Annotated in this window: 27 protein-coding genes, 2 tRNA genes and 1 riboswitch; of the genes, 17 read left to right on the forward strand and 12 right to left on the reverse strand. The window is 72.0% G+C overall.

All coding sequences use genetic code 11. The features are described 5' to 3' along the window. The first annotated feature begins 114 nt into the window (after positions 1-114). On the forward strand, positions 115-1494 hold the full coding sequence (locus tag ACSSS0_RS13470; protein ID WP_487228384.1) for an acyltransferase family protein: 1380 nt from the start codon (positions 115-117) through the stop codon (positions 1492-1494). 44 nt (positions 1495-1538) lie between these two features. On the opposite strand, the gene ACSSS0_RS13475 is transcribed toward ACSSS0_RS13470, so the two are convergent. Continuing rightward, the gene (locus ACSSS0_RS13475) at positions 1539-2774 is read right to left on the reverse strand and encodes an IS30 family transposase (protein ID WP_487228385.1); all 1236 of its coding nucleotides are present in this window, start codon (positions 2772-2774) and stop codon (positions 1539-1541) included. A gap of 112 nt (positions 2775-2886) precedes the next feature. Here ACSSS0_RS13475 and ACSSS0_RS13480 point away from each other — a divergent pair, with 112 nt between their 5' ends. Both ACSSS0_RS13480 and ACSSS0_RS13485 read left to right on the forward strand, forming a co-directional pair. Further along, on the forward strand, positions 2887-3894 hold the full coding sequence (locus ACSSS0_RS13480) for a GNAT family N-acetyltransferase (protein ID WP_487228386.1): 1008 nt from the start codon (positions 2887-2889) through the stop codon (positions 3892-3894). A 74-nt stretch (positions 3895-3968) separates the two neighbouring features. Then, positions 3969-4595: an ABATE domain-containing protein gene (locus ACSSS0_RS13485; RefSeq protein ID WP_487228387.1), complete on the forward strand. Its 627-nt coding sequence runs from the start codon at positions 3969-3971 to the stop codon at positions 4593-4595. A gap of 122 nt (positions 4596-4717) precedes the next feature. Here ACSSS0_RS13485 and ACSSS0_RS13490 read toward each other — a convergent pair whose 3' ends face one another. Beyond that, positions 4718-6580, reverse strand: coding sequence for an acyl-CoA dehydrogenase (locus tag ACSSS0_RS13490; RefSeq protein ID WP_487228388.1), 1863 nt, complete (start codon positions 6578-6580; stop codon positions 4718-4720). A 296-nt stretch (positions 6581-6876) separates the two neighbouring features. Here ACSSS0_RS13490 and ACSSS0_RS13495 point away from each other — a divergent pair, with 296 nt between their 5' ends. Then, positions 6877-7092, forward strand: a complete 216-nt coding sequence (locus tag ACSSS0_RS13495; protein WP_487228389.1) for a hypothetical protein — start codon at positions 6877-6879, stop codon at positions 7090-7092. Positions 7093-7211: 119 nt separating this feature from the next. Here ACSSS0_RS13495 and ACSSS0_RS13500 read toward each other — a convergent pair. Then, positions 7212-7285 (reverse strand) — tRNA-Gly (locus ACSSS0_RS13500). A gap of 101 nt (positions 7286-7386) precedes the next feature. Next, a complete protein-coding gene (locus ACSSS0_RS13505) occupies positions 7387-7881 on the reverse strand; it encodes an FBP domain-containing protein (protein WP_487228390.1) in 495 nt (164 codons plus the stop codon). 418 nt (positions 7882-8299) lie between these two features. Beyond that, positions 8300-8442, forward strand: a riboswitch (cyclic di-AMP (ydaO/yuaA leader). A gap of 109 nt (positions 8443-8551) precedes the next feature. Between ACSSS0_RS13505 and ACSSS0_RS13510 the strand changes: the two genes are divergently transcribed. After that, positions 8552-8995: a C40 family peptidase gene (locus ACSSS0_RS13510; RefSeq protein WP_487228391.1), complete on the forward strand. Its 444-nt coding sequence runs from the start codon at positions 8552-8554 to the stop codon at positions 8993-8995. A gap of 82 nt (positions 8996-9077) precedes the next feature. Here the strand turns inward: ACSSS0_RS13510 and ACSSS0_RS13515 are convergent. After that, a tRNA-Gly gene (locus ACSSS0_RS13515) sits at positions 9078-9151 on the reverse strand. A gap of 109 nt (positions 9152-9260) precedes the next feature. On the opposite strand from ACSSS0_RS13515, the gene ACSSS0_RS13520 reads away from it, so the two are divergent. Further along, positions 9261-9692, forward strand: a complete 432-nt coding sequence (locus ACSSS0_RS13520; protein ID WP_487228392.1) for a hypothetical protein — start codon at positions 9261-9263, stop codon at positions 9690-9692. Further along, positions 9692-10561 carry an SMP-30/gluconolactonase/LRE family protein gene (locus ACSSS0_RS13525; protein WP_487228393.1) on the forward strand — a complete coding sequence of 290 codons (870 nt, stop codon included), beginning with the start codon at positions 9692-9694 and terminating at the stop codon, positions 10559-10561. The genes ACSSS0_RS13520 and ACSSS0_RS13525 overlap by 1 nt, the downstream gene beginning before the upstream one ends. 82 nt (positions 10562-10643) lie before the next feature. Here ACSSS0_RS13525 and ACSSS0_RS13530 read toward each other — a convergent pair whose 3' ends face one another. Then, positions 10644-12185, reverse strand: a complete 1542-nt coding sequence (locus ACSSS0_RS13530) for an AAA family ATPase (protein ID WP_487228394.1) — start codon at positions 12183-12185, stop codon at positions 10644-10646. A gap of 170 nt (positions 12186-12355) precedes the next feature. Between ACSSS0_RS13530 and dcd the strand changes: the two genes are divergently transcribed. From dcd to rpmG, 7 genes are all read left to right on the forward strand, one after another. After that, on the forward strand, positions 12356-12934 hold the full coding sequence (gene dcd, locus ACSSS0_RS13535; RefSeq protein ID WP_435987409.1) for a dCTP deaminase: 579 nt from the start codon (positions 12356-12358) through the stop codon (positions 12932-12934). Further along, on the forward strand, positions 12931-13680 hold the full coding sequence (locus ACSSS0_RS13540) for a serine aminopeptidase domain-containing protein (RefSeq protein ID WP_487228395.1): 750 nt from the start codon (positions 12931-12933) through the stop codon (positions 13678-13680). The genes dcd and ACSSS0_RS13540 overlap by 4 nt, the downstream gene beginning before the upstream one ends. Positions 13681-13731: 51 nt before the next feature. Beyond that, the gene (locus tag ACSSS0_RS13545) at positions 13732-14883 is read left to right on the forward strand and encodes an ABC transporter ATP-binding protein (protein ID WP_487228396.1); all 1152 of its coding nucleotides are present in this window, start codon (positions 13732-13734) and stop codon (positions 14881-14883) included. Next, complete coding sequence (locus tag ACSSS0_RS13550; RefSeq protein WP_435987406.1) at positions 14880-15521, forward strand: ABC transporter permease; 642 nt, start codon at positions 14880-14882, stop codon at positions 15519-15521. The genes ACSSS0_RS13545 and ACSSS0_RS13550 overlap by 4 nt, the downstream gene beginning before the upstream one ends. Next, on the forward strand, positions 15518-16375 hold the full coding sequence (locus tag ACSSS0_RS13555; protein ID WP_487228397.1) for an ABC transporter permease: 858 nt from the start codon (positions 15518-15520) through the stop codon (positions 16373-16375). The genes ACSSS0_RS13550 and ACSSS0_RS13555 overlap by 4 nt, the downstream gene beginning before the upstream one ends. Next, on the forward strand, positions 16372-17295 hold the full coding sequence (locus ACSSS0_RS13560) for an ABC transporter substrate-binding protein (RefSeq protein ID WP_435987404.1): 924 nt from the start codon (positions 16372-16374) through the stop codon (positions 17293-17295). Before ACSSS0_RS13555 ends, ACSSS0_RS13560 begins: the two co-directional genes overlap by 4 nt. A gap of 215 nt (positions 17296-17510) precedes the next feature. After that, positions 17511-17678 (forward strand): 50S ribosomal protein L33, encoded by a 168-nt coding sequence (gene rpmG / locus ACSSS0_RS13565; protein WP_435987403.1) that lies wholly within the window; start codon positions 17511-17513, stop codon positions 17676-17678. A gap of 143 nt (positions 17679-17821) precedes the next feature. Here rpmG and pip read toward each other — a convergent pair whose 3' ends face one another. Both pip and ACSSS0_RS13575 read right to left on the reverse strand, forming a co-directional pair. Then, complete coding sequence (gene pip / locus ACSSS0_RS13570) at positions 17822-18793, reverse strand: prolyl aminopeptidase (protein ID WP_487228398.1); 972 nt, start codon at positions 18791-18793, stop codon at positions 17822-17824. 25 nt (positions 18794-18818) lie between these two features. Further along, complete coding sequence (locus tag ACSSS0_RS13575; RefSeq protein ID WP_435987401.1) at positions 18819-19544, reverse strand: hypothetical protein; 726 nt, start codon at positions 19542-19544, stop codon at positions 18819-18821. 165 nt (positions 19545-19709) lie between these two features. Between ACSSS0_RS13575 and ACSSS0_RS13580 the strand changes: the two genes are divergently transcribed. From ACSSS0_RS13580 to ACSSS0_RS13590, 3 genes are all read left to right on the forward strand, one after another. Continuing rightward, positions 19710-20945, forward strand: a complete 1236-nt coding sequence (locus tag ACSSS0_RS13580; RefSeq protein WP_435987400.1) for a GAF domain-containing protein — start codon at positions 19710-19712, stop codon at positions 20943-20945. A gap of 252 nt (positions 20946-21197) precedes the next feature. Next, on the forward strand, positions 21198-22721 hold the full coding sequence (gene exaC, locus ACSSS0_RS13585) for an acetaldehyde dehydrogenase ExaC (protein ID WP_435987399.1): 1524 nt from the start codon (positions 21198-21200) through the stop codon (positions 22719-22721). 14 nt (positions 22722-22735) lie between these two features. After that, the gene (locus ACSSS0_RS13590) at positions 22736-23185 is read left to right on the forward strand and encodes a DUF779 domain-containing protein (RefSeq protein ID WP_487228399.1); all 450 of its coding nucleotides are present in this window, start codon (positions 22736-22738) and stop codon (positions 23183-23185) included. Between the two features lie 125 nt (positions 23186-23310). Here the strand turns inward: ACSSS0_RS13590 and ACSSS0_RS13595 are convergent, their stop codons facing one another. Genes ACSSS0_RS13595 through ACSSS0_RS13610 form a run of 4 tightly spaced genes read right to left on the reverse strand, consistent with a single transcriptional unit; the run spans position 23311 to position 26288 of the window. After that, entirely contained in the window at positions 23311-24036 is a 726-nt protein-coding gene (locus ACSSS0_RS13595) for a transporter substrate-binding domain-containing protein (RefSeq protein WP_487228400.1), read from the reverse strand. A 4-nt stretch (positions 24037-24040) separates the two neighbouring features. Then, positions 24041-24733 (reverse strand): cupredoxin domain-containing protein, encoded by a 693-nt coding sequence (locus ACSSS0_RS13600; protein ID WP_487228401.1) that lies wholly within the window; start codon positions 24731-24733, stop codon positions 24041-24043. A gap of 13 nt (positions 24734-24746) precedes the next feature. Continuing rightward, positions 24747-25550, reverse strand: a complete 804-nt coding sequence (locus ACSSS0_RS13605; protein WP_435987395.1) for a hypothetical protein — start codon at positions 25548-25550, stop codon at positions 24747-24749. Between the two features lie 9 nt (positions 25551-25559). Then, entirely contained in the window at positions 25560-26288 is a 729-nt protein-coding gene (locus tag ACSSS0_RS13610) for a hypothetical protein (protein WP_487228402.1), read from the reverse strand. Positions 26289-26354: the final 66 nt, after the last annotated feature.

The following is a 26354-nucleotide window of genomic DNA, read 5'->3' on the forward strand; positions in this document are numbered from 1 at the left end:
AGCCCGGTTCGTGGCCTCTCGACGTGTGGGGCGGGGTTGCGACACCTCTTGTCGGGTGGCGGTCCGAGCAGGAGAACTCACCTGCGCGGGCCCCTGTTCGTGCTTCGATGAGACGTGAGCAGGACCCACCCCGACGCAGCGCCCCGCACGGCGTCCGACATCGACGCCGCGACCCCTGCCGACCGCGACCGGTGGGTCGACACCCTCCGCGTCGGCTCGCTCCTCGTCGTCATCCTCGGACACTGGCTCATGGTCGCGATCACGACCGACGGGCAGATCACGAACGCGCTCGCGGTGGTGCCGGCTCTCCAGCCACTCACCTGGCTGCTGCAGGTCATGCCGCTCTTCTTCCTCGTCGGGGGCGTCGCCCACGCCCACACGCTCGAGTCGCTCGAGCGTCGCCACCCGGACCGCCGAGGACGGTATGCCGCGTTCTTCCGGGCGCGCGCGGCGCGCCTGCTGCGTCCCACCCTCGCCTTCCTCGCCGTCTGGGTCGCGCTCGGCGTCGTCGCGGACCTGTCGGGCCTCACGTCTCGGCCCGGCGACGCGGGGCGGCTAGCGCGCGACGCCCTCGTCATGGTGCCGCAGCTGCTGTGGTTCGTCGGGATCTACCTCGGGGCCTGCGCCTTCGCCCCGCTCATGCGTGGCCTGCACCGGCGCTGGGGCTTCGGCGTCGTCGTGGTGCTCGTCGCGCTGGCGTGCATCGTCGACGTCGTGCGTTTCGGCGGCGGGCCCGAGCTCGTCGGCAACCTCAACTTCGCCCTCGTGTGGCTGGCGCTGCACCAGCTCGGGTTCGCCTGGCGCGACGGGCTGCTCACGACCGGCCGTGGGTGGGTGATGGCCGTCGTGGGCTTCGGTGCGATGGGCCTGGCCATCGCGTTCGGTCCCTACCCGACCTCGATGGTGGGGCTGCCCGGCGAGGCCGTCTCCAACATGGCGCCACCCACCGCGGCCCTGCTCGCCCAGGGCATCGGCATCTGCGGCCTCGCGGTCGTGCTGCGACCGGTCATGGCGCGTGTGCTCGCCCGTCCCCGCGTCTGGCGCGCGGTCGTGCTGGCCGGCCCCTTCGCGATGACCGCCTTCCTCTGGCACCTCACGGCGCTCATGACGGTGCTCCTCGCGATGCGCGCGCTCGGGATCGTCCAGCCGCCCGTCGCGTCGTGGCAGTGGTGGCTGACCCGGCCGATCCTCTTCGCCGTGCTCGCCGTCGTCACGGCGCTGCTCGTCGCCGTCTTCGTCCGCTTCGACCGCGGGTCACGCTCGGTGGCCGACGCCTCGCCGGAGACGCGCGGCTGGGTCGACCCCGTCGCCGCGGTGTCGGCGGGCGTGCTCTTCTTCGGGATCCTCATCATCTCGATCGTCGGCGTCGACGTGCTGGGCAACCGGCCCGTCTTCTTCCTCGTCGGTGACGTCACCCCGATCGTCGGCTTCGTCGTCCTGGCGGTCGGGCTGCTCCTGCTGCGCTCGACCCGCCCGCGCGCGCCCCTGACCTGACCCCCGGCGAGTGAGCGCTCCGTCCCCGTCGAGTGAGGGCGGTTTCAGGGCGTGTGCGCAACGGTGAGTAGTTCGTTGAGTTTAGAGGCGGGGGTCTGGAAGCCGAGGGTGGCTCGGGGCCGGGTGTTGAGCAGCTGCTCGACGCGGGTGATCTCCTCGTCGGGGACGGTGGTGAAGTCGGTGCCTTTGGGGAAGAACTCGCGGATCAGGCCGTTGGTGTTCTCGTTGGTGCCGCGTTGCCAGGGCGAGTGCGGGTCGCAGAAGTAGACCGTGCAGTCGGTGGCGACGGTGAACCGGGCGTGGTCGGCCAGTTCGGCGCCTTGGTCCCAGGTCAGGGTCTTGGCCAGGTGGGCCGGGAGCGTGGTGATCATCGTGGTGAGCCGGTCGGTGACGGTGGCAGCGTCGCGCCGGCCCGGCAGCCGCGCGAGCATCAGGTACCGGGTGGCCCGCTCGACCAGCGTGATCACGGCGCTGGAGCCGCGGGCGCCGATGACCAGGTCGCCTTCCCAGTGCCCGGGAACGGCGCGGTCGGCCGCTTCGGCCGGGCGGGCGGTGATCGCGGCGTCCCCGACCCAGGACTTCCCCCGGGGCCGGGCGGCCAGCTTCGAGGCCGGCACCCGCGAGGTGCGCCCGCTGCGCAGCGCCTTCTCCCGGGCCAGCTCGGCGCGCAGGCTGCCGCGGCCCTGCACGTAGAGGGCCTGGTAGAGAGTTTCGTGACAGATCCGCATGGACTCATCGTCCGGGAAGCGCAGGACCAGCTCGCCCTGGATCTGCTGCGGGGACCAGTGCGAGGTCAACCCGTGCAGGACGACCGCGCGTAGCGCGGCGTGCTCGGGCCGGTCCAGCTTCCGCGGCTGGGGACGGGCCCGGTTGGCGCGGGTGCGGGCCTGCGCGACCCGCACCGAGTACACCCCGGCGACGCGGTTGCGGTGCAGCTCCCGGGTCACGCTCGAGCGGTGCACGCCCAGCTCGGCCGCGATCCGGGCCGGGCACCGGCCCTCACGCAGCCGCAGCGCGATCAGGCCCCGACCGGCCTCGGTCAACCGGCCCCGCGGGTCGGTGAAGTCACCGCGCACCGACGGCGCCGCCAAGGTCGGGTTGACCATCCCACCGACCGGTCCGATCCGCATCCTCATGCCGGCCACCTTGGCCCACCGGGCCACCGCGAACCGGTCCACCCCGACCTGCCGGGCGACCTCCAGCCCCGACAGCCCCTGCTCGAGCAGCCCCAACGCCTGCTCCCGCTGAGATAGCGAATACCTCCTCAGTCCACCAGCCATCGTCCCGCCTCCACACGACATCCGTGTTGCGCAGACGATCTGAGACCGCCGAGCGCCCCGTACCACGGAAACTCGATGGCCGCGCCGACGCGTGGCCCCCTACCGTCGTGGCATGGAGACGACCCTCATCGACGTGCACGACGACGCGGTCTGCGCCCGCGCGTACGACGTCATCATCGCCAGCAAGGGTCACGAGCGCCCGTGGAACGAGCCGCCCTCCCTCGCCGAGACGCTCGTCGAGTGGCGCCACGTCGACGATGCCGAGCGCATGGAGATGTGGGGAGCCTTCGACGGCGACGACCTCGTCGGAGTCGCGACGCTGTGGTTGCCCCTGTCGGACAACACGACGATGGCGTGGTTCGACGTGCAGGTCGACCCAGCCCACCGTGGGCGAGGCGCGGGCTCCGCCCTCGTCGAGCGGCTCGTCGAGCGGGCCCGCGAGGAAGGGCGCGTCACGATGGTCGTCGACTTCCTCGTGCCCCCGGAGTCCGAGGGCCACGGCTACCGCCGCTTCGCCGAGCGGCACGGCTTCCACCTCAGCAACACCGAGATCATGCGCCACCTCCGGCTGCCCGTCGACGAAGAGCTCCTCGCCCGGCACGCCGAGCACGCGCGCCCGCGCTGGGAGGGCGCCTACCGCCTCGAGACCCACGTCGGCGGCGTGCCCGAGCACCTGCAGGAGTCGCTCTGCGCGGTCATGAACCAGCTCGCCGTCGACGCGCCCACGGGTGACATCGAGTTCGAGGAGGAGTCGCTGACACCCGCCCGCTACCGGGAGTACCTCGAGGTCACGAGCGCACAGGGGCGGGTGCGCCTGACGACGGTCGCGGTCCACGAGGACAGTGGCGACGTCGTGGCCTACACCGACCTCATGCTCCCCTCGGGCGCACCCGGCGTGGCCTGGCAGTGGGGGACGCTCGTGCACCGCGACCACCGGGGACGCCGGCTCGGGATGGCCCTCAAGGTCGAGAACCTGAGGCGGCTGCAGGCCGACCACCCCGAGCGGCAGCGTGTCGTCACCGGCAACGACGACACCAACGCGTGGATGGTCTCGATCAACGAGGATCTCGGCTTCCAGATCGTCGAGCTGTGCCCGGCCTACCAGCGGTCGTTGGCCTGACCGACGAACCGGTTAACCGGTTATCTGCACAAGACGGGTTGGGCGGCCGAGCTGTCACAGGCCATGATCGTCTCGTGCACACGTACGACGTCGACGGACGCGAGCTCCCTCTCCGGATCGCCGGCGACCCCGCCCTCGAGCTCGTCAACACCCTTGCCGGCTGGGCGGCGGCCGCGACCGACCAGGTCGACCACCTCCACGACTACGACGACCTCGTCGTCTGGGCCCGGGAGTGCGGCCTCGTCGACGAGGTCGCGGCGGCCCGTCTCCGACGCTCGGCCCGACGCGACCGGGTGACGGCCGACGCGGTGCTCCGGGAGGTCCGCAGGCTGCGCCGCGACGTCCACGACCTCGTGGTCGGCGTCGGCAGGCGCGCGGCCCTCACGCGCGTGTCGACCCTCGCCGTCGAGGCCCGACAGGCCCAGACGCTCATGGCGACAGGCGGATTGGTCCACTGGCACTTCACGCGCGACGCCGGCCTGCACGAGCCGCTGTATGCCGTCGCGCTGGCCGCCGCTGCCCTGCTGACGTCCGAGGCGGGCGGGCACGTCTCGGCCTGCCCGGGAGACGGGTGCGGCTGGGTGTTCCTCAACCCGTCGGGCCGCCGGCGCTGGTGCCTCATGTCCGTCTGCGGCAACCGTGCCAAGGCCCGGGCCTGGGCGGCGCGGCAGCAGGCGTCGCGCGACCCGGCTCTCTCCTGAGCCGCCGACGACCGGTCAGCCCCGCGCATGCCGGGCCGGACGGCAAGCGCACACGGCCCGGGAACGACGAGGCGCCCGCTCCCACGTGGGGAGGGGCGCCTCGAGGTGAGGGGTGGTGCGCGTCAGAACGCGGACTCGGGGACGTCCATGAGGTCGTTGTCGACGGCCTCGGCGATGGCGCGCTCGGCGGCGAGCTTCGGCAGGACGTTCTTGGCGTAGAAGGAGGCCGCCGCGACCTTGCCGCGGTAGAAGTCGGCGTCCTTGCCGGACGCACCGCCGTCCAGGGCCGCCTGCGCGACCTCGGCCTGACGGAGCAGCAGCCAGCCGACGACGAGGTCACCGGCCGCGAGGAGCAGGCGGGTCGTGTTCTGGCCGACCTTGTAGAGGTTGGCCGTGTCGCCGCCCATCCGCGGGTCGCTCTTCATGGCGTCGCCGATCATGTGGCCGACGATGCCCTGGACGTCCTCGAGCGCCCGGCCGAGCAGCTCGCGCTCGGTGTCGAGCGACCCACCGAGGTCCTTGGCGAACTCCTGGATCTGCCCAGCGACGTGCTGCAGGGCCTGGCCCTTGTCGCGGACGATCTTGCGGAAGAAGAAGTCGAGGCCCTGGATGGCGGTCGTGCCCTCGTAGAGGGTGTCGATCTTGGCGTCGCGGACGTACTGCTCGACGGGGTAGTCCTGCAGGAAGCCCGAGCCGCCGTAGGTCTGGAGCGACTCGGTGCCAAGCAGCACCCAGGCGCGCTCGGAGCCGAGGCCCTTGACGAGGGGCAGCATGAGGTCGCTGATCCGGTTGGCGACCTCGGCCGCCGAGCCCTTCTCGAGTGGCACGGTCGGGTTGCCGGCCTGCGCCTGGTTGACGGCGTCCTGCTGGCTCGCGGTGTAGATGACGAGCGCGCGCAGGCCCTCGGCGTACGCCTTCTGCAGCATGAGCGAGCGGCGGACGTCGGGGTGGTGCGTGATGGTGACGCGCGGCGCCGCCTTGTCGGTCATCTGCGTGAGGTCGGCGCCCTGGACGCGCTCCTTGGCGTACTCGAGCGCGTTGAGGTAGCCGGTCGAGAGCGTCGCGATCGCCTTGGTGCCGACGAACATCCGGGCGTTCTCGATGACCTTGAACATCTGAGCGATGCCGTCGTGGACGTCGCCGAGCAGAGTGCCGACCGCCGGCTCGTGCTCACCGAAGGTGACCTCGCACGTCGTGGAGACCTTGAGGCCCATCTTGTGCTCGACGTTGGTGACGTGGGCGCCGTTGCGCTCGCCGAGCTCACCGGTCTCGAGGTCGACGTGGAACTTCGGGACGATGAAGAGGCTGAGGCCCTTCGTGCCCGGGCCGGCACCCTCGGGGCGGGCGAGGACGAAGTGGACGACGTTGTCGACCATGTCGCTCTCGGCCGAGGTGATGAAGCGCTTGACGCCGGTGATGTGCCACGTGCCGTCGGGCTGCTGCACGGCCTTGGTGCGGCCGGCGCCGACGTCGGAGCCGGCGTCGGGCTCGGTGAGCACCATCGTCGTGTGCCACGCGCGGTCGACGATGTGCTTGGCGAGCTTCTTCTGGTCGTCGGTGCCGAGGTGCCAGAGGAGGTTGGCGAACGAGTAGCTCGCCGTGAACATGTGGATGGCCGGGTTGGCGCCGCAGACCATCTCGGCGACCGACCAGCGCAGCGAGGCCGGCACGACCATGCCGCCGAGCTCGGCGGGGACGTCGAGGTTGCCCCAGTCGCCGTCGACGTAGGCCTGGAACGACTTCTTGAACGACTCGGGCATCGTCACCGACTGGCTGACCGGGTCGTAGGCGGGCGGGTTGCGGTCGCTCTCGAGCAGGCTGTCGGCCAGCTCGTGCTCGGCGAGGCGCGAGACCTCGCGGAGGATGTCCTTGGCCGCGTCGACGTCGACGTCTGCGTAGATGCCGGTGCCGAGGACGTCCTGACGGTTGAAGACCTCGAAGAGGTTGAACTCGAGGTCACGCACATTGCTCTTGTAGTGGCCCATCCGGGGACCCTCCGCGTTCTGTCGCTCGTCGTGCGTCCGCACTGTCGTCGGCGGGCGCGCCAAGTTACTGGCCGGTCACTTCCATGATGCTACTGACGGGTAACGATCGCAAGGGGAAGAGGTCACGGTTCCGCCACGAGCGCCACGAGCGCCACGAGCGGCACGACCGGCACGACCGGCACGAGCGGCTCTGAGGGCGTATGCCGCCGGGCCCGTGCGAGTGCCACACCACCGTCCCCGAGGCGGCGGGGCGCACACGAGGTGCGCCGCGGGCCGGGACCCGCTGGGATGGGGCCATGGACGCCCGCCACCGCCTCGTCGACGACCCCTTCGGCTGGCAGCGCACCGCCTCGGGCCAGGTGCGGGTGACCCGCGGGGGACGGCTCGTCGCCGTCATCGCCGGCGCCGCGGCCCGCCGGCTCGACCGGGTGCTCGACGGCGACGACGAGGACGCCGTCCAGCACGCCCTGGCCCGGGCGACCGGCAACTACCGGCGCGGCAACGAGCGCTGACCGCGCTGAGCGGCTGCCGACGCGGCGCGCGGGTCCGGGCTGGACGGCATGCCTGCCCGGACGGCACCTGTGCTCGGACAGCAGAAGGGCCCGGTCGCGGTGACCGGGCCCTTCTGGACTGGAGCAGGCGGCACGAATTGCACGTACGTCTTCCTTCTGGAAGAAGGCTGTTCTGCTACTGAACTACGCCTGCGAGGCGTCGCCAACCGTAGCAAGACTCGGGGTGCGTCGTCCAAACGGACGTGCGGCGGCGCGTCGCCGGGCTGTTCAGGTCCGCTCCAGATCAGCCGGCAGTCACGAGCCGTCGCGCAGCCGGCGGGCGAAGGCCGACGACCGAGCCCGCAGCTCCTCGACGCGTCGCTCGACGAGGGCGAGCGGGTCGAGGCCGCCCTCCATGCCGTTCGGCAGGCGCCGGACGTGCGTCGAGCAGCTGAAGTCGGCGTGCACGAGGGTGCCGAGGCTGTTGCCCTCGCGGCCGGACGCCCCGGCCCGGCGGGCCACGAAGAGCGCCACCTCGCTCGTCGCGAAGACGTCCTCGCACCACGCGCACATCGCGCTCGCCTTGCGCGTCCGCTCTGCGGTCCGGAGGAGGAAGCCGACGGGTTCGTCGTCGACGGGGACGACGGCATACGCCCGTTGCGGGTTGCTGCGGTCGACCCAGCCGAAGTAGTCGAGCGACTCCCATCGGGCGCCGAGGTCGAGGTCGGCGGGAAGGGTGGCCTGCTTCGCCTCACGCCGGGAGGCGTTGACGAAGGAGGCGCGGATCTCGTTGTCCGTCAATGGTTTCACGGTCTGTTCCTGTCAGTCGGGCAGGACCGGGTGACCCGGTCAGCCGGGGTGGGGGAGGTGGAGCGGGACCGTGACCGCTGAGCAGGCCATGACGGCCACCCACCTCTCCGCGGGCCTCCCCGCTGACGACTGACGTGCTCCGACGGAGCAGCGTCCATGGTGCGTCACGGCGTACCCATGGTCCACCGAATATCCGGCCGCCCGGCCCCCAGGGCGTATGCAGTGGGCCGCCCGGGGGTGCCCCTCCAGCCTCCGCTGATGTGTCGAATGTCCGCCGAGGCGGCATTTGACCTGTCAACTATTGCCATAATCTGCTGTTTCGCGACCTTTTCGTGACCTGTCTGTCACCGTCGATGGATGCTCATCGCCCGGGGTCTCCCCCGAGCGGCCCACCGGACGCCGAGTCCTGTCCACCGGTGGGGCAGCCACGCAATAACGGACAGGAGTGGGGGACCCACTTTCGGGCCGGCCAGCCGGTCCTTGGGGTGAAGCCGCATCAGCGGCCGGGCATCTTCCGCCCGAACCCGACAGCTCACCTCACAGGCGTGGGAAGGAATCCACCATGCCCACTTCTACCCTTGCACGCCGAATTCCCTTGCAGTCCCTGGCGATCACGCCACTTCTCGCAGCCGCCCTCCTCGTCGGGACGGGTAGCGCCCCGACATCGTCGGTGACGCACCAGGCGGCCCCCAGCGCGGGCACCGCGCCCGTCACGATCAAGGCCAAACCGGTCGCCTACGTCTCGGCCGCCGTGCGAGCCGCGCGAGGACGGACGGCCGTCAAGGTCGCGGCCGCCCAGCAGGGCGACCCGTACCGCTACGGCGCGGCGGGGCCGTCGGCGTTCGACTGCTCCGGCCTCGTCTACTACACCTACCGCACCCGTCTCGGCGTCGGCGTCCCCCGCACGGCCAACGCCCAGAGGCTCGCCAGCGTCCGCATCAGCAAGTCGAACCTCCAGCAGGGCGACCTCATCTTCTTCATGTCCGGAGGTCGGGCCTACCACGTCGGCATCTACGCCGGCTACGGGAAGGTCTGGCACTCGCCCAAGCCCGGCCAGCGCGTCCAGCTCTCGAGGATCTGGACGACGAGCTGGGTCGCGGGCCGCATGCCCTGACCCCATCGATCGCACCGACGGCCCCGACGGCCGTGACGCACGAGGGCCCCGACCGGCATACGGTCGGGGCCCTCGTGCCGTGTGGAGCGAGCGACGGGAATCGAACCCGCGTATCCAGCTTGGGAAGCTGGCGCTCTACCATTGAGCTACGCTCGCACGGGCCGCCCGGAGGTGCCCCGCGAAGGGTCCGCAAGGCGGCACGCGGCGTCAGTGTAGCCGACACCGCGCCAGTGCCAGGAACGCGACCCCAGGGGCCGAAACCGTCATGGATCTCGCCAAGCAGACCGCCTTCGTCGACTACGTCCGCGAGCGCGGTGGGGCGAGTGCCCAGGTGGCCGTCACCCTCGAGCAGTTCTTCGAGGGCAACGACTGCGAGTGGTGCATCGCGCCGAACCGTCCCGAGGACATGCCGCTCGACACGGTGCGCCGGGTGCTCTTCGAGCTGCGCGACCACCCGGAGGTCCACGACGTCCGGGTCGAGCTCGACGTGCTCGAGTTCCAGGACTTCCCCGACGACGAGTGGCCGTATGCCAGTGGGGTGGCCGTCATCACGACGCTGCTGCCCGAGGAGGTCGACGCCATGACGATCGACGCCGACACCGAGTCGAGCGGGGGCCCCGCCGCGAGCGCGGAGTGGCTCGTCGACGGACCGGTCGTCCCCGAGGGCCACCACTACGTCGGCGTGTGGTGGGACTGATGGCCGCCGACCGCGGCCCGGTCGTCACGGGCGAGCTCGAGCAGGTCACCGATGCCCTCTGCTACCACGGCGAGGGACCTGTCTGGTCGCCGACGTGGGGCGGTCTGCGCTGGGTCGACCTCCTCGCCGGTGACGTGCTGACCCTGCGTGCCGACGGCTCCGTCGACCGCCTGCACGTCGGCGACGTCGCAGCGTTCGTGCGGCCCCGCCGGCCCGGCGGATGGGTGGTCGCGACCGAGCGCGGGCTGGCGCGCGCGGACGAGCCGGACGGCGCACCCACCCCGTGGTTCGACCTCTGGGACGACCCGTCCGTCCGGATGAACGAGGGCGGGGTCGACGGCCTCGGCCGCCTCTGGGCGGGGACGATGGGCTACGACCGCGTGCCCGGCAGCGCCACCCTCTTCCGCGTCGACGCCACCGGCGAGGTCACGACCCTGCTGCCCGACGTGACGATCTCCAACGGCATCGACCTCTCGCCCGACGGCCGGCTGGCCTACTACGACGACACCCCGACCGGTCGCACCGACGTCTTCACGGTCGTCGACGGCGAGCTCACCGACCGGCGGCCCTTCGTCACCCACGACGTCGGCCATCCGGACGGGCTCACGGTCGACAGCGCCGGCAACGTCTGGGTCGCCCTCAACGGTGCGGGCCGCGTCCGCTGCCACTCGCCCGGGGGCGAGGTGCTCGCCGAGGTCATCGTCCCCGCGCGCCTCACGACGGCGTGCACGTTCGGTGGCGACGACCTGCGCGACCTCTACGTCACGACGTCCCGCGAGAACCTCGACGACCCCGAGCCCGAGGCCGGTGCCGTCTTCCGCGTGCGCGTCGCGGTGCCGGGTCAGCCGGTGCGCGCCTTCGCCGGCTGAGCGGCGGCCTGCACGCCACCGGGGGCGTATGCCGTGTGCCCGGGTCGCGCGAGCGGCCCCGGCCCCGCTCGTCTGCGTCACCTCACGGCGGTGGTCCCGGGCGGGTCATCCCTCCGTCGGTGGACGGGCCGAGGAGCATGACGGGGCGACGCGACCGCAGCCGGCCGGACGGCATACCACCGGGGTCGACGGCGACGCCGTCCTCGTCCGGGGCGCCGACGCCCAGGAGGCTGCGCGTCAGGGCCTGCGCGTCGGACAGGAGCTCGTCGAGAGCGTGGCCGAGGTGGTCGTCCCCGGGCGGCTCGTCGGCGACGGCCGCCGCGAGGACGGCGCGGCGCACGAGCTCCTTGGCGAAGGACGCCGTCGTGCCCTCGGCCCGCGAGGCCGCGGCCGAGATGGCCTCGGCGCCGAAGAGGTGCCCGCCGTAGAGGCGGAGCAGCTCGCGTCGGCCCTCGGCGTCGGGCAGCGGGATCTCGGCGGCCAGGTCGACCCGGCCGGGCCGCTGCGACAGGGCGACCTCGAGGTCCTCGACGCGGTTCGTCGTGAGCACGAAGGCGACGTCCGAGTCGGAGTCGAGGCCGTCGAGGGCGTCGAGCACCTCGAAGAGCAGGGGAGAGGCCCCCATCGGGGCGAACGACCGGTCCTCGGCGACGAGGTCGCAGTCCTCGAGGACGACGATCGCCGGCTGGTGGGCGCGGGCGACCTTGGCGGCGTCGTGGATGAAGCGCAGCGAGCCGGCGCTGAGGAGCACGGCCGTCGTGCCCGGCGTCGCCGAGAGCAGGTAGCGGACGGTGTGGGTCTTGCCGGTGCCGGGCGGGCCGTAGAGCAGGACGCCGCGCTTGAGGTGCTGACCGTGCGCGACGAGCCGCTCGCGGTGCTCACCCATCCCGATGACGTGGTGGGCCACCCGGTCGAGGACGCCGTCGGGCAGCACGACGGCCGCCGCGTCGACCGTCGGACGCTCGATGAACGTCACGCCGGCCATGCCCGGCCCGTAGGGGTCAGAGCCGAAGGTCACGACCTGTCCGCGGATGACGCTCCGCTCGTCCATGAGCTCCTGGATACGGGCCATGAGCGCGTCGGACACGTCGCGGTCGCGAGCGACGACCTCGATGGTCCCGGACTCGCGCCCGAACTGCCGGTTCATGCCCTGCTGCCGGACCGCGACCGGGTGGCCGTCGAAGTGGAAGAGGCGGATCCCGGACGTCACGACCTGTCGCTGGTCGTCCTTGCCGGGGCCGGTCGGCATCCGGTCGTAGTCGACCTGGCCCACCGACATGCCGGGACCGTGGATGCGCTGCACGAGGTCGCCGAGCGACATGTGGTGGCGCGCGTCGCCGGCGATCCCGATGACCGTGGCGTCCGGGTCGGCGCCCGCGACCTCGGAGAGGGCGATGTCCGCGTCGACGAGCCGGTGGGGTGGCACGGTCGACGAGACGACGGCGAGCAGGTGCGGCGGGGTCCCGAGGTGCTCGCGCAGGGCGTCCGACAGGCGCTGTCCGGCGTCGTCGGCCGGCAGCGACTCGAGGATCCGGCGGAGGACGGAGTGGAAGTCGGCGAGCAGGGCGTCGTCGGCGCGCCGGGCGCCGGTGCCAGAGGCGGCGGAGGGGTCCGAGGGGTCCATGACGTGACGATAGGTCGCCGGCGGCGTCCGTGGGGCGTCCACGGGGCGGGAGAGTCGCGCGGGACTGTCGGGGGACTGTCGGGGGGCTGTCGGGGGGCTGTCGGGGGACTGTCGGGGGCTGTCGGCGGGACTGTCGGGGCGAAACCGGTGCGGCGTTATAGCCTCGTCCCGTGCTGCTCTCCGATAAGGACATCCGGGCCGAGATCGCCGCCGAGCGGGTCGTGCTCGACCCGTGGGACCCCGCGATGGTCCAACCGTCGAGCGTCGACGTCCGGCTGGACAAGTTCTTCCGGCTCTTCGACAACCACAAGTACCCCTACATCGACCCGGCCGCCGAGCAGCCCGAGCTGACGCGCCTCGTCGAGGTCGGTCCCGAGGAGGACAGCTTCGTGCTGCACCCGGGCGAGTTCGTCCTCGGCTCGACGCTCGAGACCGTGACGCTGCCCGACGACCTCGCTGCGCGCGTCGAGGGCAAGAGCTCGCTCGGGCGCCTGGGCCTGCTGACCCACGCGACCGCCGGCTTCGTCGACCCCGGTTTCTCCGGCCACGTCACCCTCGAGCTGTCCAACGTCGCGACGCTTCCGATCATGCTCTACCCGGGCATGAAGATCGGCCAGCTCTGCTTCATCCGCCTCAGCTCGCCGGCCGAGAACCCTTACGGCTCAGCGGCCTACGGCTCGCACTACCAGGGCCAGCGCGGTCCCACGGCGAGCCGGTCGTTCGCGAGCTTCCACCGCACCCAGGTGTGAGCGCCGACCTCGCGCCCGCTGCGCCTGCTGCGGCCGACGGCGAAGGTATGCCGTTCGCTTCGCTCGTCTGGGACGCCCGGCCCACGGGCGCCACCGTCGTCGCCCTCGTCATGCACGGCGGCGCCGTCGACGGCCACGAGCCCAACCGGCCGTGGTCGCACAACGTCGCGCGCCTCGTGCCCTTCGCCCGGTCCCTCAAGAGGGTGCCCGGTCCGATGGCCGTCGCCCGGCTCCGCTTCCGGGTCCGTGGCTGGAACGGCGACGCGATGCCCGTCGAGGACGCGCGGTGGGCGCTGGCACAGGTGCGGGCGGCATACCCCGGCGTGCCGATAGCCCTCGTGGGCCACTCGATGGGCGGACGTGTCGCGATGTTCGTCGGCGACGAGCCCGACGTGCGCCTCGTCGTCGGGCTCGCGCCGTGGGTCGAGCCGGGCGACCCGCAGCCGGGGGCCGGTCGGCGCACCGTGCTCATCCACGGCGACCGCGACGTCATCTGCTCCCTCGCCCGCACCCGCCGGGCCGTCGAGCAGATGCAGGCCGAGGGGCTCGACGCCTCCCTCGTGCGTGTCGCCCGGGCCGACCACGCGATGCTCGTGCGAGCCCGACTCTGGACCGCCCTCGTCACCGAGGTCGTCGAGGCCACCTTCGCGCGCGAGCTGGGCGGCAGCGGGGAGCCGCGCTCGGGCCCCATCGGGGCCGTCGTGGCCCGGGTCGTGCACGCCGGAGGCGTCACGGTCGACATCTGACCCTCGACGACGATCGCGGCGCGGTCGGCGCAGACGGGTACGTTGTGGGGCATGATCCGCTTCGAGGGCGTGACCAAGCGATACGCCGACGCGTCCGGCACCGACGGGGGAGCAGGGTCGGTCGCCGTCGACGACCTGACCCTCGAGGCCCCGACCGGCAAGATCACCGTCCTGGTGGGGCCCTCGGGCTGCGGCAAGACGACGACCCTGCGCATGGTCAACCGCATGATCACCCCGACGTCCGGGACGATCTCCATCGACGGCCGTGACACCGCCTCGCTCGACGTCGCCGAGCTGCGCCGCGGCATCGGCTACGTCATCCAGCACGCGGGTCTCTTCCCGCACCGCACGGTCCTCGACAACGTCACGACCGTCCCGCGGCTGCTCGGCACCGACAAGCGCACGGCGCGGTCGCGGGCCATGGAGCTCATCGAGCGCGTCGGCCTCGACCCGGCGATGGCCAGGCGCTACCCCGCCCAGCTCTCCGGCGGCCAGCAGCAGCGCGTCGGCGTGGCCCGGGCGCTCGCGGCAGACCCGCCCGTCATGCTCATGGACGAGCCGTTCTCGGCCGTCGACCCCGTCGTGCGCGAGCAGCTCCAGAACGAGTTCCTGCGGCTCCAGTCCGACCTCGGCAAGACGATCCTCTTCGTCACCCACGACATCGACGAGGCCGTCAAGCTCGGCGACCAGGTGGCGGTCCTGCGCGTGGGCGGCGTTCTCGCCCAGCTCGACTCGCCGGCCACGCTCCTCGCCGACCCCGTCGACGACTTCGTCGCCGGCTTCGTCGGCCGCGACCGCGGCTACCGCGCGCTGTCCTTCGCCGCGGCCCCAGAGCTGTCGCTCACCGACGAGCCGACGGTGGCCCTCGGCGCCACCGCCGACGAGGTCAGGGCCATCGGTACGCCGTGGGTGCTGTGCGTGGGCGACGCGGGTGAGCCGCTGGGCTGGGTCCGGGCGGCTGCCGTCGAGTCCGAGGTGACGCGCACGGTCCTGCACCGCGGCGGCACCGTGGCCTCGACCAGCGGGTCGCTGCGGGCCCTGCTCGACGCGGCCCTGTCCTCGCCGAGCGGGCGCGGCGTCGTGGCCGACGACGACGGCCGGCTCGTCGGCACGATCCGCGCCGCCGAGGTGATCCCCGCGATCGAGGCCCGGCGCGACGCAGCCGCCTCGTCGACCCCGGCCGAGGAGGCGACCGCCCGGTGACCTGGGCCCTCGACCACATCGGCGAGATCATGTCCCGCGCCGGCCAGCACGCCTGGCTCGCGGGGCTGCCGCTCGTGCTCGGTCTCGTCATCGCCATGCCGCTCGGCTGGCTCGCTGCGCGCCGTCCGCGGCTGCGCGCGGTGCTCCTCACGACGACCGGCCTGCTCTACACGATCCCGTCGCTCGCCCTCTTCATCCTCCTGCCGCCGCTGCTCGGCACGAAGATCCTCGACCCCGTCAACGTCATCGTCGCGATGACCGTCTACACGGTGGCGCTGCTGACCCGCACCGTCGCCGACGGGCTCTCCTCGGTCGACGGGTCGACGCAGCAGGCGGCCATCGCGATGGGCTACGGCTCGTTCGCCCGGTTCCGCGCCGTCGACCTGCCGCTCGCGGTGCCGGTCATCGCGGCCGGCCTGCGCGTGGCGGCCGTGAGCAACGTCAGCATCGTCAGCGTCGCCTCGCTCATCGGCATCTCGCAGCTCGGCTACTTCCTCACCGACGGCTACGCCCGCTCGTTCCCGACCGAGGTGTGGGTCGGCATCGTCGCGTGCCTGCTCCTCGCGCTCGTCTTCGACCTCGTCATCCAGGTCGTGTCGCGCGTCCTGACGCCGTGGACCCGGGCGGTGGCCGCATGAGCCTCGCGACGATCTGGGCCTGGTTCACCGACCCGGCCAACTGGCAGGGCACCGACGGCGTGCCCAACCGCCTCCTCGAGCACCTGCTCTACACCGTCCTGACGCTGCTCATCGCGCTCGTCGTCGCCGTGCCGCTCGGGGCCTGGGTCGGTCACTCCGGACGCCTGCGCTGGCTCGTCACCGGCGCCAACGCCGCTCGCGCCGTCCCGACCCTCGGGCTGCTCTTCGCCGTGTCGATGTTCGTCGGGCCGCTCATCCAGAGCGACCTCGCGTTCGTCATCCCGAGCATCACCGTGCTCGTCCTGCTCGCGATCCCCCCGCTGCTCTCCGGCACCTACGCCGGCATCGAGAGCGTCGACCCCGCCGCGCGCGACGCGGCGCGCGGCATGGGCATGACGGGCTGGCAGGTGCTGACCAAGGTCGAGGCGCCGTGCGCGCTGCCGCTCTTCCTCAGCGGGCTGCGCAGCGCGACCCTCCAGGTCATCGCCACCGCCACCATCGCCGCGTCGGTCAGCCTCGGCGGCCTCGGCCGCTACCTCATCGACGGGCTCGCCTCGCGCGACTACGTCCAGATGGTCTGCGGCTCGATCCTCGTCGCCGTCCTCGCCCTCGTCGCCGACGGCCTCCTGGCCCTGCTCGAGAAGAGAGCCGTCTCACCGGGAATCTCCGGGCGGGCTGCGCGTGTTGCCCGTTCACGCGCACGAAACTCCGATCCCCACTCCGAACCAGACCCCGACGGTGCAGACCGCTCGGACCCCGACCCGCGGCAGGCCGCGCTCGTGGGCTCCGGCAGCACCGGCCCCGTGGAGGCGACCGCCGCCATGGGCACCCCATCCGAAAGGGACCGACCATGACACGCACGCGCTTCCTCGCCGCGGGCCTGCTCCTCGCCGCCGTGGTGCCGCTCGCCGCCTGCGGTGGCGGTGGTGACCCCCTCGCCCCCGCCTCGAGCCCCGCTGCCGGCGGATCGACCGGCGCCGCCGGCTCGGTCAAGGTCGGCTCCGCCGACTTCCCCGAGAGCGCCCTGCTCGCCGAGATCTACGCCCAGGCGCTCGAGGCCAAGGGCATGACGGCCGCCCGCCAGTTCAACATCGGCAGCCGTGAGACCTACCTCAAGGCGATCTCCGGCGGCGAGGTCGACGTGCTCCCCGAGTACACCGGCTCGCTGCTCACCTACTACGACAAGGCCGCCAAGGCCACGCAGCCCGACGAGGTCTACGCCAGCCTCCAGAAGGCGGTGCCGCAGGGCCTCACGGTCCTCGACAAGTCGGTGGCCGAGGACAAGGACTCGATCGCCGTCACGAAGCAGACGGCCGACGAGTGGTCGCTCAAGGCCATCCCCGACCTCGCGGCGCACCAGGACGAGCTGACCCTCGGCGCCCCGCCGGAGTTCAAGACCCGCCAGCGCGGTCTCGTCGGCCTCGAGTCCGTCTACAAGGTGACGCCCAAGGAGTTCCGTCCGCTGCAGAGCCAGGCCACGGTCGAGGCGCTGAAGAACGGCCAGGTCAAGGCCGCCAACATCTTCAGCACCGACCCGTCGATCGCTGCCAACGGCTTCGTCGTGCTCGATGACCCGCAGAGCCTCTTCGGCTCCGACAACGTCGTGCCGCTCGTCCGCTCCGACAAGGCCGACTCGCTCAAGGCAGCTCTCAACGCGGTCTCGGCCAAGCTCGACACGACGTCGCTCGCCGACATGGTCAAGCAGGTCGTCGTCGACAAGAAGGACGCGAGCGAGGTCGCCAAGACCTGGCTCGCGAGCGCCGGTCTGGCCTGAGAGGCCGACTCTCGGCAGCTACCGGACGGCTGACGGCATACCTCTGCGGTCGACCGGACACGACAGAGGCCCCCGCGTCGGATGCGGGGGCCTCGGTCGTGCCCCGACGGGACCCGGCCGGGCTGACTCGGCCGTACCGGGAATGTAGCACCACCGAGAATGGTTCTCATTACAGTCGCGAAGATCCGCGACCCCGAGACCCGAGGAGCACCCATATGGCCAAGCGCACCGACCTGCGTCCCGTCGTCACCCTGCGTTCGACCGCCGGCACCGGCTACAGCTACGTGACGCGCAAGAACCGCCGCACCGACCCCGACCGCATGGTGCTGCGCAAGTTCGACCCCGTCGCCCGCGAGCACGTCGACTTCCGCGAGACCCGCTGACGTCAGGTGCCCGCCGCGAGACCAGCGGCGCACGACCCGGTGGCCACGTCCGACCTCGGACGTGGCCACCGTCGTATGCCGTCCGGCACCGTCACCTGGGCTCCGGCAGTGCCTTCGTGGTCGGGGCCGGGGGCAGGCGTGGGTCAGGGGCGAGGGTGGGGTGATCCTGCGGGGTCGGCGAAGCGGTCGAGCGCCTCGACGAGGATCCGCTCGCCCTCGCTGCCCGGGCCGTGCAGGTCGTCCTCGACGACGTGCAGCTCGGCCAGGGGCAGCGCCTGTGCCAGCTCGTGCGCGACCCGCAGCGGGGAGGCGATGTCGAGTCGGCCGCGCACGAGCACGGCCGGGACGTCAGCGATCCGGTCGAGACGTCCCGTGATGGCGTCGTCGGGCAGGAAGGCGTGGTGCCCGAAGTAGTGCGTGACGAGGCGCGCGAAGCCCAGCCGGAAGCGGGGGTCCTCGAAGCGGGCACTCGATATCACCGGCCCCGAGAGTGTCGCGATGCGGTCCTCCCAGGCGCACCACGCCCGGGCGGCCGCGTCCGACACGAGGGGGTCGTCGTGCAGGAGCAGCCGGTTCACGGCCAACGGCACGTTGCCTCGGTCGGCATCCGCCGGCAGTGACGCGAGCAGCGCGTCGAACTCCGCGGGGTAGACCTCGCCCATCGTCCGGGTCAGCCACTCGACCTCGTGCCGCCGGGTCGTGACAACGGCCCACAGCACGAGCGCACTGACTCGCTCGGGGTGCGCGACTGCATACGCGAGCGAGAGGGTCGAGCCCCACGACCCGCCGAAGAGCACCCAGGCGTCGATGCCGAGCTGCTCGCGGAGCCGCTCGAAGTCGCCGATCAGATGGGCGGTCGTGTTGTGCCGTAGGGCATCCCGGGTGTCGCCGGCATGCGGTCGGCTGCGTCCTGCGCCCCGCTGGTCGACGAGCACGACGCGGTAGCGATCGGGGTCGCAGAACTCGGTCCACCACGGTGACGCACCCGACCCGGGACCGCCGTGCACGACGAGGAGCGGGGTGCCGTCCGGGCGACCGGACTGCTCCCAGTGGACCTCGTGCCCGTCACCCGTGACGAGGGTGCCGGTCTCGAACGGCTCATGGGCGGCGAACACAGAGGTCAGGATGCCACCCGGGGGGTCAGCGCGCGAACGTCCTGGCCTGCCGGGCGGGCTCGGGGGTCGCGGGCGTCGACTCGGGCACGGCCCAGGTGACGCGCACCGGCTCCGGCGCCAGCGGCGCGAAGGCGGCCACGACGTCGATGCCGTCGCGCAGGAGCGTGACGAGACGCTCCTCGGGGTCGTCGACACAGGCACGGGCGATGCCGTCCACGGCGAGGGCGACGACCTTGGCGGCGTTGGCCGGGCGCACGGCGGCGGTGTTGAACCCCATCCGTGCCAGGTGGATCCGCGCCCAGCGCTCTGCTGCGGGCGCGGTGGTCAGGGCGGCGCGCGAGGCCGCGGAGAGCTGCCCCGGACTGCGGCCGTCCTGCTCGGCGAGGATGCCCTCGGCGTTGAGGATGGCGAGCGCCATGACGTTCTGGCGCTCCTCTGCAGCGACGGGGAGCGCGGCCCGGGCGGTGGTCAGCACGAGCGCGGTCGTGACCCTCGGGTCGTCCGGGTTGAGGCCGACCACCTCGGGGATCATCGTCACGAGGCGCTGGCGGTGGGTCTCGTCGAGCATGTCGTTGACGCAGCGTGCGAGGGTCGCGAGCACCGGGTGCGTGCACTCCGGGTGGTCGCTCCACCGCTCGCCGGCCAGGAACGAGGCCATCTCCATGAAGCACGCGCCCTTGCGCGAGCTGCGGTGGCGGCCGCGCGACAGCACCGGCACGCCGTCGGGCACGAAGGGGGCTCGTCGTGACATCGTCGCTCCTCGGACTTTCCCATGAAGGATCCTGCGCGGGTTCCTTCATGGTGCGCCTCAATCGGCTGCTTGACCACCCCTTCTGTCCAACCCGGCGCGGGGTGGTCGCTGTGGGATTGCCCGCAGTCCTGTTGCCGGGCGTCGTGGTGCGTGCACAATCGGCCCATGCCCGTCGACGCGCACGCCGAGTCCGAGAGCAGCGGGGTCCGCGCCCACGTCGCCGACTCGTGGCTGCGCTCTGCCGCGGCCGGGGTGCAGGTCGACACCGTCGACGCCCCGATCACGCTCCCGGCGGACGCCCTGCGCGACCACCGCGAGGCGCACCCCCTGGCGCGCGTGTTCCCGCTGCTCGACGACGTGCTCGGGCAGGCGGCCCGCGACTGCGACGCCGTCATGGCCGTCTCCGACGCGTCCGGCCAGCTGCTCTGGGTGTGTGGCACCCCGAGCGTGCTGCGCCGCGCCGAGTCCATCGGCTTCGTCGAGGGCAGCAACTGGGACGAGCGCCTCGCGGGCACCAACGCCCCCGGCATGGCCCTACGCCTCGACCAGTCGGTCAACGTCATCGGCGCCGAGCACTTCCGGCACTCCGTCCAGCGCTGGAGCTGCGCGGCCACGACGATCCACGACCCGTCCGACCAGAGCGTCCTCGGGGTCCTCGACATCACCGGCGGCGACGACATCGTCGTGCCGCAGACGATGGCCATGGTGCGCGCCGCGGCGCGGATGGCCGAGTCCGAGCTGGCCCGGGAGATGCTCGTCAGCGGCCGCGGTGCCCAGCCGGAGGCGACGGCGCGCGGGCTCTCGGTGCTCATGGAGTCGCTCGGCCGCAACGACGCCCTGCTGACCGTCGACGACGGCCGTGGCCACCGCCGGACGGTGCGCCTCAGCCCACGGCACAGCGAGATCCTGCTCCTGCTCGCCTCGGCGCCCCGTGGGCTCTCGGGTGACGAGCTCGCCGTCCTGCTCTACGAGGAGGACAGCAGCGCCTCGACGCTCCGGGTCGAGATGGGTCGGCTGCGCAGCCTGCTCGGGGAGGACCTCCTCGCCTCGCGGCCGTACCGGCTCGTCGCCGAGCTGTCGGGCGACTGGCTCGGCGTCGAGGCCCACCTCGCCGCGGGGGACGTCGCGAGTGCGATGCGGGCCTACCGGGGTCCCCTGCTGCCGCGGTCGACGGCCCCCGGAGTGGTCCGGCTGCGCGTGAGCGTCGAGGGCGACCTGCGGCGCGCGGTCCTCGGCAGCGGGCGGGCCGACCTCATGTCCGCGTGGACCCGCTCGGCCTCGGGGGCCGACGACTACGAGATGTGGCGGGCGCAGGCACGCGTGCTCGGCCCCGGATCCCCGCTCATGCCCCTCGTCCAGAACCAGATCCACCGCCTCGACCGCGAGCTCGGCCCCGCCTGACCCGCCCGGTTCGTGGCCTCTCGACGTCTCAAGTCACCCGTCGAGAGGCCACGAGTGGCCACGAGTGGCCGCCTTTCTACCGTCGAGGGGCCACGAGTGGCCGCCTTCCCAACCGTCGAAGGGCCACAAACCGGGCGTATGCCGTCACTCCGCCACCCGGCATACGCCACGCAACGTCGTTGCAACGTTGCGCTGCCTACGGTCACGCCAACCCCTGGGAGGGGAACCACCAAGGATGTTGGGAGATCAACCATGACCGTCTACGCACCGCCCGGCTCACCGGACTCGCTCGTCACCGTCCTCGACCGCTACGGCCACTTCATCGGCGGCAACTGGGTCGACCCGAAGAAGGGCCTCTGGTTCGAGAACATCTCGCCGGTCAACGGCAAGCCGTTCTGCGAGGTCGCCCGCGGCACCGAGGAGGACATCGAGGCCGCTCTCGACGCCGCCCACGCCGCCGCACCCGCCTGGGGCCGGACGAGCCTCGGCGAGCGCTCGCTCATCCTCAACCGGATCGCCGACCGCATCGAGGCCAACCTCGAGTCGCTCGCCGTCGCCGAGACGTGGGAGAACGGCAAGGCCGTCCGCGAGACCCTCGCCGCAGACCTCCCGCTGGCCGTCGACCACTTCCGCTACTTCGCGGGCGTCCTTCGGGGACAAGAGGGTTCGAGCAGCGAGATCGACGAGAACACCGTCGCCTACCACTTCCACGAGCCGCTCGGCGTCGTCGGACAGATCATCCCGTGGAACTTCCCGATCCTCATGGCCGTGTGGAAGCTCGCCCCCGCCCTCGCCGCCGGCAACTGCGTCGTGCTGAAGCCGGCCGAGCAGACCCCGTGGTCGATCCTCAAGGTCGTCGAGCTCATCGGCGACCTGCTGCCCCCGGGCACGCTCAACGTCGTCAACGGCTTCGGCGTCGAGGCCGGCAAGCCGCTCGCCTCGAGCCCCCGCATCGCCAAGATCGCCTTCACCGGCGAGACGACGACGGGCCGCCTCATCATGCAGTACGCCAGCCAGAACATCATCCCCGTCACCCTCGAGCTCGGCGGCAAGAGCCCCAACGTCTTCTTCGACGACGTCGCGCAGGAGCGGGACGCCTTCTACGACAAGGCACTCGAGGGCTTCACGATGTTCGCCCTCAACCAGGGCGAGGTGTGCACGTGCCCGTCGCGCGCCCTCGTGCAGAGCTCGATCTACAGCGACTTCGTGCCCGACGCCGTGGCCCGCGTCGAGAAGATCAAGCAGGGCAACCCGCTCGACACCGAGACGACGATGGGCGCCCAGGCGAGCAACGACCAGCTCGAGAAGATCCTCTCCTACATGGACATCGGCCGTCAGGAAGGGGCCAAGATCCTCACCGGCGGCGACCGCAACGTGCTCGACGGCGACCTCGCCGAGGGCTACTACGTCGCGCCGACGATCTTCGAGGGCGACAACTCGATGCGGATCTTCCAGGAGGAGATCTTCGGTCCGGTCGTCTCGCTCACGAGCTTCGACGACGAGGCCGACGCGCTCTCGATCGCCAACGACACGCTCTACGGCCTCGGCGCCGGCGTGTGGACCCGCGACGGCTCGCGCGCGTACCGGATGGGTCGTGGCATCAAGGCCGGTCGCGTCTGGACGAACTGCTACCACCAGTACCCGGCGCACGCCGCGTTCGGTGGCTACAAGCAGTCGGGCATCGGCCGCGAGAACCACAAGATGATGCTCGACCACTACCAGCAGACGAAGAACCTCCTCGTCTCCTACTCGCCCGACGCGCTCGGGTTCTTCTGAGCGGGTCGGCCACCGTGGCCACCACGCCCCCAGGGACGGTCGCACCCGGCGAGCCATCGGCTTCCCCCAGCCGGGTCGACCTCACCGGTGAGGCGGCGGACCTGCTCCGTCGCCTCACCGGGATCCACGGTCCGCTGATGTTCCACCAGTCGGGTGGCTGCTGCGACGGCAGCTCTCCCATGTGCTTCCCGGCCGGTGACTTCATCACGAGCGAGGCCGACGTGCACCTGGCCGACCTCGCCGTCGACGGGGTCGAGGCGCCCATCGGCTTCTGGATGTCGGTCTCGCAGTACGAGTACTGGAAGCACACGCACCTCACCGTCGACGTCGTGAAGGGCCGGGGGAGCGGCTTCTCCGTCGAGGCGCCCGAGGGGGTGCGCTTCCTCATCCGCTCGCGACTGCTGACCGGCGAGGAGCTGGACGCCTTCGGCATCACCGCTCCGACCGTGGGCCGGGTCGGCTGAGCCGACGCCGCCGTGGAGGTTCGCACCCCTGTGCGGGGGTGCGGACCTCCACGTCGTCGCGGCCCGTCTGCCGGCGGTGCCGAGTGCCGTCAGGCGGGCGTGTGGCGTCAGGAGGGCGTATGCCGTCAGGCGGGCGGGGCGGCCGCGGCGCCGGAGTGCCCCGACCGCGCCAACGCATCGGCGACGAAGCCGCTCGCCTTGAGCTCCTCGACGAGGTCGCGCAGGAAGGCGACGGTCTCGGACGTGCGGGTCCGCGTCGTGCCGACGGCCTGCTCGATCTGCATGAACGCCTCGTCGACGACCCGCACGTCGTCGCGGCCCGCGGCGAAGGCCGTGACCGGCTCCCGGATGCCGGCACCGACCTCGAGCCCCTCGGTGACGAAGACGTCGACGCCCTCGTCGCCCCGCACGACGGTCGCGTGCGCCAGCGTGCGCGTGAGGAAGAGGTCGTAGGCCGAGCCCTGCTTGACCCCGACCCGGATGCCGTCGCGGTCGACGTCGGCAGCCGACCGCACGGGGGAGCCGACGGGCACGACGTAGACGCCCTCGATGACGACGTAGGGCGCCGTGAAGGCGACCTCGGTCGCCCGGGCCGGGTCGACGGCGAGGAAGCACAGGTCGGCCGCGCCCGTCGCCATGGCCTCGAACGATCGTCGCGCCGCGTCGAAGCAGACCAGCTCGACGGGCACGCCGAGCCGCTCCCCGACGGCCTGCGCGATGTCGACGGTCACCCCGCTGGGTGCCTCCGGCGTGCCCTGGGCGAGCACGGGGTTGCCGAGGTTGATCGAGGCGCGCAGGACGCCCGTCGGCGCGAGGTCCTGGGCGATGGCGGGCGTCGGGGTCGCGTTCACCTGGTCAGGCTACGGCGTCCTTCCCACGGGTGGGCTTGCGGTAGAAGGCGATCCCGGGCACGGGCCGCTCGGCCTCGATGACGGCCGTGTCGGTGACCGAGATGCCGGGACCGGCGACGACGGCGAAGAAGACCGTCTGGCCGAGCATGACGTCGACCTCGGCGGGCTCCGCCTGGCCGTCCTTGACCATGACGAGGACGCCCTGTCGTTGCTGGCTCTGCCAGGCCCGGATGCCCTTGTCCGAGCTCGAGTCCGGCGCCGAGACGCGCACGACGCCCGTGGCGCCGGAGCCGTGGGCGTCGGCCCATTCGTAGGTCCCGGTGCACGTGAAGGCGTGGGAGTAGCCCGACTCGTTGACGAGGCGGTCGCTCGAGAAGAAGTCCTTCTCGCCCGAGACGGCGAAGGGTCGGGCGTGCGGGTCGGGGCAGTGCCACATGACCATGTCGCCGGCGTTGACGGTCACCTTCGGGGCGTCCGGCACGAAGGCCTTGCCCTCGGCCCGCACGGTGACGAGCGTCTGGGCCATCTCGCCGCGCTTGGGTGAGTCACCCTCGACGACGACGACGTACGGGTGGTCCTGGGCCATGGCGGCGGTGCCGGCGTGGCCGATCGCGTAGGCGTAGGTGCCGGGCCTCATGAACCGCTGCCCGTAGCAGTCGGTCTGCCTCAGCGCCCTGCTGTCGAAGTGGTCGCTCATGGTTCCGCCCTCCTCAGGCGCTGATGTCGGCGCTGAGGACGAGCTCGTCCTCGGGCGCGTTGTGCTGGACCTCGGCGCCGATGGCGTCGATGTGGACCGAGACGGCCGGGTCGATCGCCGACGTCGCCGGCAGCACCTCGAACCACTCGGGCTGCTCGTAGATCGGGAAGCGGGTGCCCGAGATGAACGGCGTGATGATCGGCCCGAGCCAGCCGGTGAGACCGGCGATCCCGATGGCCGCGGTGACGGCGATGGCGAGACCGGCGAGGAACGGTCCGATGAGCGGCACCCACGCGACGGCGGCCGCGACGGCGAGCCCGATGCCGGCGACGATCGCCGCGGTCCCCGGGCCGAAGGCGAGGCTCGGCACGCCCTGGACGATTCCCTCGACCTTCCACAGGCCGCCGACGAGCGCCACGGACAGCCCGAGGTCGACGGTGGCCCGCACGAAGTCGCCGAACGACACGGGCACCGAGACGGTGGGCCACGTGATGTCGATCCGCGGCGTGCAGACCGTACCGACGCACGGGATGTCGATGCACACCTGGGGGATGTGGATCTCGGGGAGGAAGTCGCCGAGGTCGAGCGACAGCGTGGCGCTCGCGCTCCAGTCGAGGCGCAGGTCGGCGACCCGGATGGTGCCCGGCGGGATGAGGTCGACGGAGCCGTTGCTCAGGGTGCCGCTCACGGAGTAGCTGACCGCGAACGGCCCGAGGCTGGACGAGCCGCTCGTCGACTGCGGGCCGAGCCCGGCGACGACGGTGTCGAGGAAGTCGTTGGCCGCACCCTCGTCGATGGCGGCGATGATCTCGGACATGGTGGTCTCCTAGAGGTTGCCGCGGGCGAGCACGCGGTCGATGTCGATGAGCGGGCCGACCGTCGGGGTCAGCGTGAAGGCGCCGACGCGCAGGGCCGAGACCGGGACGCGGATCGTCGTGAGGACGGCGCGGAGCATCTGGCCGATGAGGCACTCGAGCACCGACTCGAGGTCGTCCGGCGCGACGTCGACGAGCTCGACCGCGTCGACGGCGAAGCCGAGTGCCGGCTGCCCGTCGAGCGTCGTCCCGACGAGGTGCCCGACGGCATACAGCTCGACGGACGTGCACACGGGGTTCTGCGCCTTGCCCGGCTTGTCGTCCCAGCGCGGGTCGTCCGGCTCGTTCGGGTGGTCCCCGCCATGGTCCCCGTGCGGATCCTGGGGGTCGTGCGGGTCGTCCTTCGGGTCGTGCCGGTCCTTCGGGCAGTCGACGCAGATCCGGACCTTCGTCGACACGCTGAACTGCCCCGGCCCGAGGGTCAGCTCGGGCGGGAGCGGCGTGTCCTCGTCGTAGAGGTCGAGGTGGGGCACGGCGAAGCGCACGTGCCACTGGATCCCTCCGGTGCCGGGGAAGAGGATCGGTGGCATCTGCGTGTCGTTGACGTCCGAGACCGGCACGAAGGCCGGCGACCCGTACGACAGCAGGTGTGGTCTGGCGGTGCACAGCGCCCTCACGAGGTCGTTGAGGGCTGACTCCTCGGCGGAGACGAAGACCTCGGAGGTGTCGGTCAGGCTCATGGGTTCCCCCCGGTGCTCGGGCCGGCTGCGGTGCGCCGGCTGCAGGGAGTCAGTGGTGCCGGCGCG

This window comes from Terrabacter sp. R4-6, assembly GCF_057529065.1.